Raw genomic sequence first — 14643 nt, 5'->3', positions numbered from 1 at the left:
CGCCGTCTCAAGCATTTGCGGGCAATTATGCCGATCAAAGATCGGTGATATCGTCCTTGCCGCCCTTGGTGCGCGTGGCAGGTGTCTTTTTCGCTGCGTTGCGGCGTTCGGCCATGAAGCGGTCGAACTCTTGCTTGTCACGTGCGCGGCGAAGTTCTGCGGCATAGGCCTCGAATTCGGCGCGAGCCTCATCGAGCTTGCGGCGTTCTTCGGCCAGTCGCTCCAGTTCGGCGCGGCGCCAGTCATCGAAGGCCGCATTGCCGGTTGCGTTGAAGCCGAAGCTTTCGCTCTTGTGGCAATTGCGGAACGAACCGAACACGGAATCTCTCTTCTCGTTGACGCCGCGCTTGAAACCTTCGAGGCGGTCTCCCCACAGGATATAGGCCAGCATGGCGAGGCCAAGCGGCCAGAACAGGAAAAAGCCGAGCACCATCAGCGCAATCGTGGCTGGCGTCCATGCCGGGCGGATCAATGCGGTATTGGTCATGGTCTACTCCATCAGAATAGGGCCGACCTCGCTTCTGCCGGATGCAGAGGATTCAATCTGGTGGCTTGATTCGGAATTGGTGAAGCAAAGGCGGCATTTCAAGAATGCAACCGGAGGATTCGGATCGCGCCTGACCTAACCAATGCGATTAATTCGAAATTTTTTTGCGAAAATGTTCGAGAAACGTGACGCAAAGTCCCGCGATCAGCGCCCAGAAGGCCGAGCCGATCCCGAAGAACGCCATGCCGGAGGCCGTCACCGCAAAGGTTATGGTCGCTGCGAGGCGCTCCTGCTCGTCCTTCAGGGCCAGCGCCATGGCGTTGATGAAGGGGCCGGTCAGCGCCAGTCCGGCGACGAGCGCGATCAGCGTTACCGGCAATACGGCGAAGATGGCGACCAGCGATGCGCCGAAGAGCGCGAAGGCCACATAGATCGCGGCATAGACCGGCCCGGTCAGCCAGCGCTTTGCATGGTCCGGGTGCGCGTCGGGATTCGTGCACAGCGCCGCGGAAATCGCGGCGAGGTTGGTGGTGGAAGCGCCGAAGGGCGCGGTCAGCAATGAAAACAGGCCGGTCACGCGCAGGCAGGCGCTGGTCGGCGGCTCATAGCCCGAGGCGCGCAGTACGGCAAAACCCGGCAGGTTCTGCGAGGCCATGGTCACGAGATAAAGCGGTATGGCGAGGCCGACCGTCGCCCCCATGTTGAATTCGGGCCAGACGAGCGTCAAAGTCGAAATTTCCGGCGCGGGCAGGGCAGGCGAACGGCCGGTCAGGAGCGCGAAGACCATGCCGGTCACCAGAACGGCGATGACCGCAAGCGACGGGTTGAACAGGCGGATCAGGAAGAACAGCCCCACCAGCGGCAAGACGAAGACCGGATCGCCGGGCACGGTCCTGGCGGCGGCGATGACGAAACTGAGCAGGACGCCGGCGAGCATACCCGAAGCAACCGAGGCGGGGATGCGGGAAACAAGCACCGACAATTGACGGATCAGCCCGGTGGCGACCAGCGCCACTGCGGTCACGATGAATGCGCCGACCGCTTCCGGCATGGTGAAGCCGGCGCTTGCACCTATCAGCGCCAGTCCCGGCGTGGACCACGCCGCGATGATCGGCATCCTGTAGCGAATGCTGAGCCAGGCGGAGGAGGCCGCGATGGCCAGGCAGATGGCCGTGACCCAGCTTGCGGTTTCCGCCTGCGACGCACCCAGTACCTGTGCGGCGGCAATGATGAGCGCCAATGTGCCGCCGAAGCCGACAATGGCTGCGACCGCCGAAGAAGCGAAGACCGAAAAGCGCATCTTATCCGCCTATGCCGGTTCGCCGACACGTTCCGCGAGGGCGGAGACGGTGCGGATCAGGAGGTCGAGATCCTGCGGCCGCGACAGACGATGGTCGCCGTCACGCACCAGCGTCAGCGTGACGTCATCGACCGGCAGATGTTCCACAAGGCCGAGCGCGTGCCTGTACGGCACGTCAGGGTCCTGCATTCCCTGCAATATATGCACCGGGCAGCCGGTCTCGATAATGCCCTTGAGAACGAGATTCCTGCGCCCGTCTTCGATCAGGGCGCGGGTGTAGACATAGGGATTGGGTGAGTATTCCGAAGGTTCCTCGAAATACCCCTTCTGTTCCAGATCTTGCTTTTGCGCTTCGGTCAGGGACGGCTCGACGAGCGCCGCCGTGAAATCGGGCGCGGGCGCGATCAGCACCATTCCCGCAGGCGGCCTGCCTTCCTTTTTCAGTTCCTGCGCCATGCGCAGCGCGATCCACCCGCCCATGGATGAGCCGACGAGGATTTGCGGTCCCCTGGTATAATGGCGATAGACGGCGAGACTTTCGCCAAGCCAGCGCGAAATGGTGCCCTGATTGAAGTCGCCGCCGGATTCTCCATGGCCGGAATAATCGTGTCGGAGCGCGCTGTGACCGGTTTGTCCGGCCCATTCATCGAGAATGACGGCCTTGGTGCCCAGCATGTCGGATCGGTAGCCGCCCAGCCAGACGACGCCCGGCGATTTGTCGCCGGCCCTGCACCGCACGGCAATTCTCGCTCCGTCCACGTCGATGAATTCCGGCCCCGCAACGCTCATAACAAGTCTCCTCGTTTTCCGAACGTGTTTTGGCATGTTCGCAGGAGAGAGAAAACCCGCCATGTGGAGCGAGGCCCTTGAAATGACGGCAAATGTGACCGATATGCCGCTTGTCTCCCGTGAAATGATAACAAAAAGAAGGTTTATCACGCGGGGGTGATTTTTCCTGTCAAAGATGCTATTGACTTCGCCGCGCGCTTGACGACATTTCCGCGATCAACTGCGGTTTGATCGGAGACATGCCGTCTGGCAGCAGGCATCCTACCGCTTGAGACATAACAATTCAGGAGATAACGACCATTCGCCGACCCTTCAGAGCGACGCCGGTCCAGAAAGACGGACCGCGCTCCAACCGTGATATCCGGGTTCCCCGGGTTCAGCTTATCGATGCAGAAGGCCAGAACCATGGCAGCGTTTCCATTCAGGAAGCACTGGCTATGGCTGAAGAAGCGGGCCTTGATCTGGTTGAGATCGTGCCGAACGCCGAACCGCCGGTTTGCAAGATCGTAGACCTCGGCAAGCTGAAATATCAGAATCAGAAAAAGGCCGCCGAAGCGCGAAAGAAGCAGAAAACGGTTGAAATCAAAGAAATAAAGATGCGACCGAATATCGACACCCATGACTATGAGGTGAAGATGAAGGCTGCGCTGCGTTTCTTTGAGGAAGGCGACAAGGTCAAAGTCACCTTGCGTTTCCGTGGACGCGAAATGGCGCATCAGGAGCTTGGAATGAAGCTTCTGCAGCGCGTCAAGGAAGACACCGTCGAAATCGCCAAGGTCGAATCCGAGCCGAAGCTCGAAGGCCGTCAGATGATGATGGTGTTGGCTCCGCGCTGAGCCTTGCATATTGTCCGGAAAAACCGCCTTCGGGCGGTTTTTCTTTTCGGCAATCGAAAGAGACATTCTCGGGGCCATCATGAAGACAATTGGTGAATTGGGAAAATATCAGCACCGCCGTCGTCTAGCGATTGGCGCAGTCATCGCCCTTCTGGTGGTCGCGCTGCTTTTCGTGCGCTCGGCCTGGCCGGAGCAGACACATGAATATATCGAGGCGATCGGCCTCAGCTTTATTGTCGCTGCGATTCTGGGGCGTCTGTGGTGCACGCTTTATATCGGCGGACGCAAAAGCGCGGAAATCGTGCGCAGCGGTCCTTATTCGGTGACGCGCAACCCGCTTTACGTGTTCAGCACTGTCGGTGCGATGGGAATCGGCGCGCAGACCGGCAGTCTCATCATAACGCTGGGATTCGGGGTTCTGTGCTATCTGGCCTTCTCCATCGTCATTGGCACGGAAGAAAAGTTTCTGGAGCAGAATTTCGGCGAACCCTACCGCGCTTATTGCCGGGATGTTCCCCGCTTCTTTCCAAAGCTTTCCCTTTATCGGGACGACGAGACGGTGATCGTGAAGCCTGACCGGCTTTATAGCACCTTCACGGATGGTCTGGTGTTCTTTGTCGCCTATCCGTTTTTCGAGGTAGTGGAATATCTGCAAGGCATTCATGTCCTGCCGATACTGTTGCGGTTTTATTGATGCTTTGCCGTCGATTCAGCCATTGCCTTTTCAGGGCTTTCAACCTATAAGGCCCTGCCGAACCGCCCGGCAGGGCATGCCGTGGCGGTTTCGTATGCTTTTCAGGCTTGGTCGGCCTGAGAGTGAAAACAAGATTTCGGTCGGTTGCAGGCACGGACGCCTCTCAACACAAGAGGCATGGAGTGCCGCAGGCACGACGGGGATCGTAAACAAGAGGCGTCGAGTACCCTTGGGTACGAGAGGGATGCCAAGAAGGAGTAGCAAAATGCCCAAGATGAAGACCAAATCGGCCGCCAAGAAGCGGTTCAAGATCACCGGCTCCGGCAAAGTCAAGGCTGCGGCTGCCGGTAAGCGTCATGGCATGATCAAGCGTTCGAACAAGTTCATTCGCGATGCACGCGGCACCATGGTTCTCGCCGATGCCGATGCAAAGATCGTGAAGCAGTTCCTGCCGAACGGCCTCTAAGATTAGTCTGAGAAGGAGATCATAACATGGCACGTGTAAAACGCGGCGTTACCGCACACGCAAAGCACAAGAAAGTTCTGGATCAGGCTTCCGGTTTCCGTGGCCGTCGCAAGAACACCATCCGCACCGCCAAGGCGGCTGTCGATCGTTCGAAGCAGTATGCTTACCGCGACCGCAAGAATCGTAAGCGTTCGTTCCGCGCTCTGTGGATCCAGCGCATCAATGCAGCTGTCCGCGAACAGGGTCTGACCTACGGCCGTTTCATCGACGGTCTGGCCAAGGCTGGCATCGAAGTTGACCGCAAGGTTCTCTCCGACATCGCAATCCATGAACCGGAAGCATTCGCTGCGCTGGTTGCATCGGCCAAGAAGGCTCTTGAATATCTCAAGAACACCTCGGTGCCGAACGCTTTTGAAGGCGCTGTTCGCTAAGCCAGCAGCCTTCCCGAAGCATCGTGATAATTTGGGAACCCGCGCTGGCTCGGCTGGCGCGGGTTTTCTCATAAAAATTCTGTCAATGTCATCGGCAAGGCTGGCGCAGGAAAGCAAAACAAGAGGCGTGGAGTGCCGCAGGCACGACAGGGAAATAGACAATGAGCGATCTTGAACAACTCGAACAAACGATCTTAAGCGAAATTGCCGCTGCCGGCGATGAGCAGGCGATTGAAGCGGTGCGCGTCGCTGCCCTTGGCAAGAAGGGGTCCGTTTCCGAGAAGCTGAAATCTCTGGGCGCCATGACGCCGGAAGAACGCCAGCTTCAGGGGCCGGTCATCAACGGCCTGAAGAACCGCGTTGCCGAGGCGCTGACCGAGCGCAAGACAAGCCTGCGCAAAGCTGCCGTCGCTGCCCGTCTGGAGCGCGAAAAGGTCGACGTGACGCTTCCCGTTCGCGAAAGTGCGGCCTCGCGTGGCCGTATCCATCCGATTTCTCAGGTTATCGATGAAATCACGGCGATCTTTGCCGATATGGGTTTCTCGATTGCCGAAGGCCCGGATATCGAAACCGATTATTACAATTTCACGGCGCTGAACTTCCCTGAAGGTCATCCGGCGCGTGAAATGCATGACACCTTCTTCTTCAACCCGGATGAGAAGGGCGAGCGCAAGCTTCTGCGCACACATACTTCACCGGTGCAGGTGCATACCATGGAGAAGTTCGCCGCCATCCGTGACAAGGAAGGCCGCGACGAACCGATCCGCATCGTCATTCCGGGCAAGACCTATCGCATGGATTCCGACGCCACCCATTCGCCGATGTTCCATCAGGTCGAAGGTCTGGTTGTCGATAAGTCGGCTAATGTCGCCAATATGAAATGGGTGCTGGAAGAGTTCTGCAAGGCCTTCTTCGAAGTGCCGTCGGTGACGATGCGCATGCGCCCGAGCTTCTTCCCCTTCACCGAGCCATCCGTCGAAGTGGATATCCAGTGTGACCGCTCCGGCCCGCATGTGAAGTTCGGCGAGGGCAATGACTGGCTGGAAATCCTGGGCTGCGGCATGGTGCATCCGAATGTCCTGCGCGCTTCCGGCTATGACCCGGACGTCTATCAGGGCTTTGCCTGGGGCATGGGTATCGACCGCATCGCCATGCTGAAATATGGCATGCCGGATCTGCGCGCCTTCTTCGACGCCGATGTGCGCTGGCTCAACCATTACGGTTTCCGTCCGCTCGACATTCCGACGCTGTTCGGCGGTCTGAGCGCTTAAAGAGACGGAAAGGAAGATAAAATGAAATTCACGCTTTCCTGGCTCAAGGATCATCTCGATACCGACGCCACGCTGGATGAGATCGTTGAAAAACTGACCGATATCGGTCTGGAAGTGGATGGGGTCGATGACCGCGCTGCTTTCAAGGCATTCAAGATCGCCAAGGTTTTGACCGCCGTGCCGCATCCGGATGCCGATAAACTCCGCGTGCTCTCCGTCGATACGGGTGAAGGCAAGCCGGTGCAGGTTGTTTGCGGCGCACCCAATGCGCGCGCCGGTCTGGTCGGTGTTCTGGGCCGTCCGGGCGATTATGTGCCCGGCCTTGATGTCACGCTGTCGGTCGGCAAGATTCGCGGTGTCGAGAGCTTTGGCATGATGTGCTCGGAGCGCGAGCTGGAACTTTCCGACGAGCACAATGGCATTATCGATCTGCCGGACGATGTGCCGGTCGGCACGAGCTTCGCCGCCTATATGGGGCTGGACGATCCGATCATCGAAATCGGCCTGACGCCGAACCGCGCCGATTGCGCAGGCATTCGCGGCATTGCGCGCGATCTTGCCGCCGCCGGTCTTGGTACGCTCAAAAATACGTTGCCAGACCCCGTCAAGGGCGAAGGCGAAACGCCGGTCAAGGTTATCCTCGATCAGGATGCGGAAAATCCGTTCTGCACCGGCTTTGCGCTGCGCATGGTCAAGGGCGTCAAGAACGGCCCCAGCCCGAAATGGATGCAGCAGCGTCTGAAGGCCATCGGTCTGCGCCCGATCAACGCGTTGGTGGATATCACCAACTACGTGACCTTCGATCAGGGCCGCCCGTTGCATGTTTTCGATGCGGCCAAGGTCAAGGGCAATCTGACGGTACGCGCTGCGAAAGAGGACGAAACCATTCTCGGCCTCGACCAGCGTGAATACAAGTTCAAGCCGGGCATGTATGTGATCGCCGATGAAAACGGCGCGGAATCGATTGCCGGTATCATGGGCGGCGAACATTCCGGCTGCGACGAGAACACGGTCGATGTGCTGATCGAATCGGCACTTTGGGACCCGCGCATGATTGCGCGCACAGGCCGTGAACTCGGCATCGTCACCGATGCGCGCTATCGTTTTGAGCGTGGTGTAGACCCGGAAATGATGATTCCGGGTGCGGAAATCGCAACCAGGCTGGTTCTGGACCTCTGCGGCGGTCAGCCGACGGTTCTGGACGTGGTGGGCTATACGAAGCCGCAGCCACGCGTGATCGATTTCCCGGTTTCGGAAGTCAAGCGCCTCACCGGCATCGAAGTGTCTTACGAGGAATCCTTCGATATTCTGCAGCGACTGGGTTTTGGCGTCGAAGGCGACGGCAAGGTGATCAAGACAACCGTGCCGACATGGCGCGGCGATGTGGAAGGCAAGGCCGATCTTGTTGAAGAGGTCATGCGCATTCACGGCATCAACCAGATCGCGCCGCAGCCATTGCCGAGCCATGGAGCGGTCAATGGCCGCATTCTGACGACGTTGCAGATTCGCACCCGCCATGCGCGACGCACGCTGGCATCGCGCGGCATGATGGAAGCCGTGACCTATTCCTTCATCTCGGAAGCGCAGGCCAAGGCTTTTGGCGGTGGTCAGCCGGAACTGAAACTGGCTAACCCGATTGCAGCCGACATGTCGGATATGCGCCCGTCGCTCCTGCCGGGCCTGCTTGCCGCGGCACAGCGCAATGCGGATCGCGGTTTTGGCGATACGGCGCTGTTCGAGGTGTCGGGCATTTATGAAGGCGACACACCGGACAGGCAACGTCGCGTCGCGGGCGGTATCCGTCGCGGCACGGCAGGCGTTGAAGGTTCGGGCCGTTTCTGGTCGGGCAATGCTGCACCCGTTGGCGTGTTCGACGCCAAGGCCGATGCGCTGGCCGCATTGGAAGCTGCCGGTGCGCCGGTTGACCGCGTCCAGATCGAAGCCGGTGGACCGGAATGGTTGCATCCGGGTCGTTCCGGCACGTTGAAGCTCGGCCCCAAGGTCGTGCTCGGTTATTTCGGCGAGTTCCACCCGGATACGCTGGAAGCACTGGACGTTTCGGGCGCTCTTTGCGGTTTCGAGGTCTATCTGGACGCAATTCCTGAGCCAAAGGCCAAGGCAACGCGCACCAGGCCCGCGCTTTCCCTCTCGCAGTTCCAGAGCCTCAAGCGCGACTACGCCTTTGTGGTGGATGCGAACATCGAGGCCAGCAATCTGGTCAAGGCGGTTTCCTCTGCCGACAAGAAGCTGATTGCGGGCGTTCAGGTGTTCGACATCTTTACAGGCGCTTCGCTTGGCGAAGGCAAGAAGTCGATTGCGGTCGAAGTGCTGCTCCAGCCGCAGGACCGCACGCTGACCGATGAGGATCTGGAAGCCTTGTCGAAGCAGATCGTGGCCAGCGTCGCCAAACAGACCGGCGGCAGCTTGCGCGGCTAAGCTCCAAAACGAAAAGCCCGCCGATCGGCGGGCTTTTCCGTATCTGTCACTCGGCTGCCTGCCGAATTTTTGCGGGCAGGGCCAGCAAGGCCATGTCGATGATCTTTTGCACCGCTGCGCGGGAATTGCCGTCGCGGGCCTCAAAAGAAATGCTCTGCTGGATCACGTGATAAAATTCCGTCATCTGCGCGGTGTCGGCATCGGCAGGCAGATCGCCCGCCGCAGCCGCGCGCTGAAGCCGTGCGGAAAGCCGTTCGTGGTTGGCGCGGCGGATAGCCTGCAGAAATTCCTTCACCGGCACATTTTCCGGTTTGCACTGGATGGAGCTGACGCTGATCATGCAGCCGCCGGCCGGACAGGCAAAGGCACTATCGGCGCTTTTCTCCAGCCATTGGCGCAAGCCGTCCCGAATGGTGGGCGCATTTTCAAGCGCGTCGAAAGGAACGGCACCGATGGTGCGCAGATAATAATCCACCGCTTCGCGAAACGCCTGCTCCTTATTGCCGAAGGCGGCATAGAAGCTGGGCGGCGTAATACCGATGGCAGTCGTGAAATCGTTGATCTGGGCGCATTCATAGCCTTTTGCCCAGAAAACCTTCATCACCGTTTCCAGCGCGGCATCTCGGTCGAAACTGCGCGGGCGTCCGCGTGGAACCATTTTTCTCCCTTTCTATAGTCTTTCTTATATAATTCTCTTGACCGTTCCGGGCAAGATGATAATAAATTATATAGTCTGTGCTACATAATTAGGATTCGTCCCCATGAACGATATGTGCGAATCTGCCCTCGCGGCGGAAGGGGTTGCTGCGTCTGCAAAAAAGGCGCGAGCGATCCCGCTGGTTGTCTATTGCCTCAGTCTTGGTGTTTTCGCGCTCACGACTTCGGAACTGATGATTTCCGGCATGTTACCTTCGCTTCAGCAGGCATTCGACCGCTCCATTGCTGATATCGGCAATCTGATCTCGCTCTATGCCCTCGGCATGATGATCGGCGGACCGCTGGTGACCGTCCTGTTTCTGGCGCTGAAGATCGAAAACAAGCGCGGGTTGCTTCTGCTGCTGATCTTTTATGCGGCGGCGCAAAGCGTGGCGGCATCCACCAGCAATTTCCATGTTCTGCTCGTCGCGCGCGTCCTGACCGGCATGGCGGCGGCAACAAGCTTCGGGCTGATGCTGGCCATAACGGCGCAGCTCGTCGGACCGGAACTGCGCGGCCGCGCTTCGTCGCTGGTTTTCGCGGGTCTCATGCTCTGCACCGTGCTGGGGGTGCCCATCGCAACCGCGATCACCAATGCCTTTGGCTGGCGGGCAAGCTTCTGGGCCATTGTCGTTCTCATCCTGCTTTGCGCTCTGGTGATCGCGGTCAAGATCGAATCTTCGCCCGACGCGCCGCAGGCCGATCTGCGTTCGGAACTGAAGGAAATGCGCAAGCCGAAACTTTGGGCCGCTTATGCCACCAGCGCGCTCGTTATCGGCTCGTCCTTCGCCGTCTACAGCTATCTGTCACCGATCACGACGCAACTGGCGGGCTTTTCGGCGATGCAGGTGCCGTTGCTGCTGGCCGTCTATGGTGGCGCCAACATCATTGGAAACTATGTTGCCGGGCGTTTCGCCGACCGCCACACGATTCCGACAATTGCCGTCGGTATCCTGTTCATGCTGTCGGCCATGCTGATCTTTGCGCTTTTCGCCGAATTGAAACCTGCCGCGATCCTCGCCATCGTGATGATCGGCCTGACAGGCATCGCGCTCAATCCGGCTTTCATTGCGCGGGTGATGCGGATCGCCCATCCCGGCGCGCTGGTAAACGCGATGCACGCATCGGTCATCAATATCGGCCTCGGCCTGGGTCCATGGGTTGGCGGTCAGGCGATAGATGCCGGATATGGCCTTCATGCGCCGCTCTGGGTCGGCTTCGTCATGACGCTTGGCGGGCTTCTGACCCTTGTCCCGCCCGCCCTGCGCCGGATGTAGAAAAAGGGGAGCCGAGCGGCTCCCCTTTTTCATGAGTATCGATCAAAGCCCGGTCAGCGCGAGCTGATGCTCATTATAACGCTTGCCTGCGATCAGGTCGGGCGAGGAGACTTCGTCCAGGCGCGCCAGATCCTCCGGCGTCAGCACGACATCGACGGCTTTCACATTGTCCTCCAGATGGCGGATTTTGCGCACACCGGGGATAGGAACGATGAAGTCGCCCTGGTTCAGCACCCAAGCCAGCGCCAGTTGGGCTGGCGTGACCCGTTTTTCCCCGGCAATCTCGACGATACGGTCCACCTGCCGGTTATTGGCTTCCAGATTGTCCGGCTGGAAGCGCGGCAGCGTCTTGCGGAAATCGTTTTCTGCGAGGTCCTCCTGCGAGCGGACGGTGCCGGTCAGCATTCCGCGTCCGAGCGGACTATAGGGCACGAAACCGATGCCGAGTTCGCGGCAGACCGCCAGGACGCTTTCTTCGGGATCGCGGGCCCATAGAGAATATTCGCTTTGCAGGGCCGCGACGGGATGGACGGCGTGGGCGCGCCGTAGGGTGGAGGCTCCCGCTTCCGAAAGGCCGATGGCGCGTATCTTTCCCTCGTCGATCAGGTCTTTCAATGTGCCGACCACGTCTTCGATGGGAACGGTCGGATCGACGCGGTGCTGGTAGAACAGGTCTATGACATCGATGCCAAGCCGCTTCAGTGAGGCTTCGGCCACGTCGCGGATATGGTCGGGGCGGCTGTCGACGCCAGCCATCTGTCCATCTTCGATCTTGAAGCCGAACTTCGTCGCGATGGTCACGCGGTCGCGAAACGGCTTGAGCGCCTTGCCGACAAGCTTCTCGTTCTCGAACGGGCCATAGACTTCCGCCGTATCGAAGAAGGTGATGCCGAGATCGACGGCGCGGTGCAGTGTGCGGATGGCGTCCTGCTCATCCTGTCCGCCATAGGCATAGGTCATTCCCATACAGCCGAAACCGAGGGTGGAAACGCTCAATTGCTGGCCGAGTTTGCGTTGTTGCATGGTAGTCCCTTTCAAATGGCTGATTGAAAATCTGAACTGGCGGGAAATTTCCGGCACAATGCGGTTTCACGGAGCTAGGATTGATGCCGGGGATCACGACACGGACCATAAAACGCGGTGGTTCGTTCGATAATACCGATTTATTTTCACAGCTTGTTCTGTAATTTATATCAATGAACCGAAGTCAACTGTCCCAGCTTGCCGTTCTCGCCGCCGTTGCTGCCCATGGGAGTTTCCGGGGCGCTGCGCGGGAACTCGCCATTGCGCCTTCCGCCGTCAGCCATGCCGTGGCGGCGCTAGAAGAAGGGCTCGGCGTCCGTCTCCTCGCCCGCACCACGCGCAGCGTCGCGCCGACGGAGGCCGGCCGGCATCTGCTGGAAAGGCTGGCGCCTGCCCTTGAGGAAATCGACGCCGCTCTGGGCGCCGTCATCGATACGCGCGACCGGCCGTCGGGTGTGCTGCGGATCACGGCGCCTTATGTGGCGGCTCAACTGGTCATCGCGCCGCGCCTTGGCGCATTTGCCACGGCCTATCCGGACATCACCCTCGACCTGCGGGTGGAAAATGGCTTTACCGACATTGTAGCGGCGGGGTTCGATGCAGGCGTCCGCCTCGGTGAGAGTCTGGAAGCGGACATGATCGCAGCGCGGCTCACCGGCAATATCCGGGCGGCCATCGTCGCCTCGCCGGATTATTTTGAAACCCGGCCCATCCCGCATGAGCCGCGCGATCTTCTCCGGCACGCCTGTATCCGCCACCGTTTTCCGAGCGGACGCACCTATCGCTGGGAGTTTGAAAAGGCCGGTGAAGTGCAGGAAATCGCCATCGAGGGGCCGCTCATCGTCAATGACGACCGGGTCATACTGGAAGCCGTATCGAACGGGGTCGGGCTTGCCTATCTTTTCGAGGCCTATGTTCGCGATGCTGTGGCGGAGGGACGGCTCGTCCGGGTTCTCGAAGACTGGTGCCAGCCTTTTGCCGGGCTTTATCTTTATTATCCAAGCCGCCGTCAGATGCGCCCGGCGCTGCGCGCTTTCATCGATTTTTATCGCCATCCGCCGGGAGAGGGGCAATGAACGGAACGCCGGATCACCTGCGCCATGCCGGTTTGCCGGAGGGCGAGCAACGGGATATTTTCTCGCGGATCATACTGGAAAACGCGATGCTGGCCGACGCCTTGCACCGGCTGGATGCCCTGGCCGGAGGGAAAAGCGGGTTCTGGCTGGTCTCGGGTGCACTCTATAACAGCGTCTGGAATCGGCTGAGCGGGCGGTCGCAATTGCACGGGATAAAGGACCTCGACGTCGTCTATTTCGATGATGGCGATCTGTCATGGGAGGCGGAAGATACGGTCATCCGGCGGGGACGAGATGTTTTCCGCGACTTTCCGCTCCCGGTGGAAATTCGCAATCAGGCACGGGTGCATCTTTGGTTTGAAAAACGGTTCGGCCAGCCCTATGCGCCGCTTCGCTCCGCGACGGAATCGATCGAGCGCTATTCCACGATTGCCCATTGCGTGGGCGTGAGGCTTGCAGATGGGGACGAGGCGGCGGTCGGCGGACTGGTCATCCACGCCCCTTTCGGCCTCGATGATATTTTTTCGTTTCGCCTTCGCCCCAATCGTGCCATCGATAACCGCGAAACCCATGACACCAAAGCCGCCCGCGCACTGCAATTCTGGCCCGAACTGACTGTCCAGAGCTGGGATTTGCGGAAATGAACTTTTATCTATGAGGGAATAGCATGTTTCGTTGGGGTATTCTTTCGACCGCCAGGATCGGCGTCACCCAGGTGATTCCAGCGCTTTGCGCGTCCGATAACGGTGTCGTCCACGCCATTGCGAGCCGCGATCGATCGCGTGCCCGCGCCGTCGCCGACCGTTTCGGCGCGCCGCTGGCCTTCGGTTCCTATGAGGAACTTCTCGCCAGCGATGAAGTGGATGGCGTTTATATTCCGCTGCCGACTTCGCAGCATATTGAATGGAGCCTCAAGGCGGCTGAAGCAGGCAAGCACGTCTTGTGCGAAAAGCCGATTGCGCTGAAGGCGGATGAAATTGACCGGCTGATCGCGGCGCGTGACAGGCATAAGGTCGCAATCGCCGAAGCTTTCATGGTCTATTACCATCCGCAATGGATCAAGGCAGCCGAACTTCTGGCCGAAGGCGCCATCGGCAGGCTGCGCCATGTGCAGGGCGTGTTTTCCTATTTCAATGTCGATCCGGCCAATATGCGCAACCAGCCGGAACTGGGCGGCGGGGCATTGCCCGATATCGGCGTCTATCCGACGGTGGTGACGCGCATGGTGACGGGCCGCGAGCCTGTTTCGGTTCAGGCTTCGGTTGAATATGATCCGGCTTTCGGCACCGACCGCTATGCCAATGTGTCGGCGCGCTTCGACGGTTTTGACCTGACATTCTATGTCGCGACGCAGCTCGCGGGCCGTCAGATGATGGTTTTCCACGGCGACAAGGGCTTCATCGAAGTTTATGCGCCCTTCAATACCGGCAAATACGGCCATGGCAGGATCGCGCTTTTCGATGCCGGCCACACCCGGGCGAGCGAATGGTCCTTCGGCGATGCCAGTCACTACCAGCTTCAGGCCGAGAACTTCGTGCGCGCCGTGCGCGGCGATGAAAACGCCCGACTCTTCTCGCTTGAAGATTCGAAAGCGAACCAGAAATTCATCGACGCCATCTACCGTGCGGGCAAGAGCGGGGCAAGCGAGGCCGTCTGATGAGCCTGTAAGGACTGCCGGGCAAGGAATCTGTCTTTGTCCGGCTGTTGTGACTTGCAGTGAAAAACCGCCTTTCTTATATACGCCACGCACAGGGCATTGACGATAGGCCAGTAGACGGGTTCGGAATCTGGACATGCACCTTGAAGCAAGCATTGTGAAACCGATAGGAACCGCTCACGGAACGCTCGGTAGAGGTCTTGG

Annotated in this window: 15 protein-coding genes; 10 read left to right on the top strand and 5 right to left on the bottom strand. The window is 59.3% G+C overall.

Features of this window, described 5'->3' with window-relative positions:
• Positions 1-34 precede the first annotated feature (34 nt).
• The 3 genes from FHS76_RS01330 to FHS76_RS01320 all read right to left on the bottom strand — a co-directional run bounded on the left by FHS76_RS01330 (position 35) and on the right by FHS76_RS01320 (position 2576).
• Positions 35-487 (bottom strand): DUF2852 domain-containing protein, encoded by a 453-nt coding sequence (locus FHS76_RS01330; protein WP_183646919.1) that lies wholly within the window; start codon positions 485-487, stop codon positions 35-37.
• Positions 488-635: 148 nt separating this feature from the next.
• A complete protein-coding gene (locus FHS76_RS01325) occupies positions 636-1787 on the bottom strand; it encodes a benzoate/H(+) symporter BenE family transporter (protein WP_183646917.1) in 1152 nt (383 codons plus the stop codon).
• Positions 1788-1796: 9 nt separating this feature from the next.
• Complete coding sequence (locus FHS76_RS01320; protein WP_183646914.1) at positions 1797-2576, bottom strand: alpha/beta hydrolase; 780 nt, start codon at positions 2574-2576, stop codon at positions 1797-1799.
• Positions 2577-2875: 299 nt separating this feature from the next.
• Between FHS76_RS01320 and infC the strand changes: the two genes are divergently transcribed.
• The 6 genes from infC (at position 2876) to pheT (ending at position 8710) form a co-directional block, all read left to right on the top strand.
• Complete coding sequence (gene infC, locus FHS76_RS01315; protein WP_183647468.1) at positions 2876-3412, top strand: translation initiation factor IF-3; 537 nt, start codon at positions 2876-2878, stop codon at positions 3410-3412.
• Between the two features lie 79 nt (positions 3413-3491).
• On the top strand, positions 3492-4106 hold the full coding sequence (locus FHS76_RS01310) for a methyltransferase family protein (RefSeq protein ID WP_183646912.1): 615 nt from the start codon (positions 3492-3494) through the stop codon (positions 4104-4106).
• 265 nt (positions 4107-4371) lie between these two features.
• A complete protein-coding gene (gene rpmI / locus FHS76_RS01305) occupies positions 4372-4572 on the top strand; it encodes a 50S ribosomal protein L35 (RefSeq protein WP_183646910.1) in 201 nt (66 codons plus the stop codon).
• A 26-nt stretch (positions 4573-4598) separates the two neighbouring features.
• Complete coding sequence (gene rplT, locus FHS76_RS01300; protein WP_183646908.1) at positions 4599-5003, top strand: 50S ribosomal protein L20; 405 nt, start codon at positions 4599-4601, stop codon at positions 5001-5003.
• Between the two features lie 161 nt (positions 5004-5164).
• Positions 5165-6274, top strand: coding sequence for a phenylalanine--tRNA ligase subunit alpha (gene pheS, locus FHS76_RS01295; protein WP_183646906.1), 1110 nt, complete (start codon positions 5165-5167; stop codon positions 6272-6274).
• 21 nt (positions 6275-6295) lie between these two features.
• Positions 6296-8710: a phenylalanine--tRNA ligase subunit beta gene (gene pheT, locus FHS76_RS01290; protein WP_183646904.1), complete on the top strand. Its 2415-nt coding sequence runs from the start codon at positions 6296-6298 to the stop codon at positions 8708-8710.
• A 46-nt stretch (positions 8711-8756) separates the two neighbouring features.
• Here the strand turns inward: pheT and FHS76_RS01285 are convergent, their stop codons facing one another.
• Positions 8757-9368, bottom strand: coding sequence for a TetR/AcrR family transcriptional regulator (locus FHS76_RS01285; protein ID WP_183646901.1), 612 nt, complete (start codon positions 9366-9368; stop codon positions 8757-8759).
• 103 nt (positions 9369-9471) lie between these two features.
• Between FHS76_RS01285 and FHS76_RS01280 the strand changes: the two genes are divergently transcribed.
• Entirely contained in the window at positions 9472-10683 is a 1212-nt protein-coding gene (locus FHS76_RS01280; RefSeq protein WP_183646898.1) for an MFS transporter, read from the top strand.
• A gap of 42 nt (positions 10684-10725) precedes the next feature.
• Here FHS76_RS01280 and FHS76_RS01275 read toward each other — a convergent pair whose 3' ends face one another.
• Complete coding sequence (locus tag FHS76_RS01275; protein ID WP_183646896.1) at positions 10726-11706, bottom strand: aldo/keto reductase; 981 nt, start codon at positions 11704-11706, stop codon at positions 10726-10728.
• A 173-nt stretch (positions 11707-11879) separates the two neighbouring features.
• On the opposite strand from FHS76_RS01275, the gene FHS76_RS01270 reads away from it, so the two are divergent.
• Genes FHS76_RS01270 through FHS76_RS01260 form a run of 3 tightly spaced genes read left to right on the top strand, consistent with a single transcriptional unit; the run spans position 11880 to position 14439 of the window.
• On the top strand, positions 11880-12782 hold the full coding sequence (locus FHS76_RS01270; RefSeq protein WP_183646894.1) for a LysR family transcriptional regulator: 903 nt from the start codon (positions 11880-11882) through the stop codon (positions 12780-12782).
• Positions 12779-13426, top strand: a complete 648-nt coding sequence (locus FHS76_RS01265; protein WP_183646892.1) for a nucleotidyltransferase family protein — start codon at positions 12779-12781, stop codon at positions 13424-13426. The genes FHS76_RS01270 and FHS76_RS01265 overlap by 4 nt, the downstream gene beginning before the upstream one ends.
• 23 nt (positions 13427-13449) lie before the next feature.
• Positions 13450-14439, top strand: coding sequence for a Gfo/Idh/MocA family protein (locus tag FHS76_RS01260; RefSeq protein ID WP_183646890.1), 990 nt, complete (start codon positions 13450-13452; stop codon positions 14437-14439).
• Positions 14440-14643: the final 204 nt, after the last annotated feature.

Origin of the sequence: Brucella daejeonensis, assembly GCF_014199265.1 — a bacterium.
Taxonomy (GTDB): domain Bacteria; phylum Pseudomonadota; class Alphaproteobacteria; order Rhizobiales; family Rhizobiaceae; genus Brucella; species Brucella daejeonensis.
This window is presented reverse-complemented; position numbering and strand designations above follow the sequence as displayed.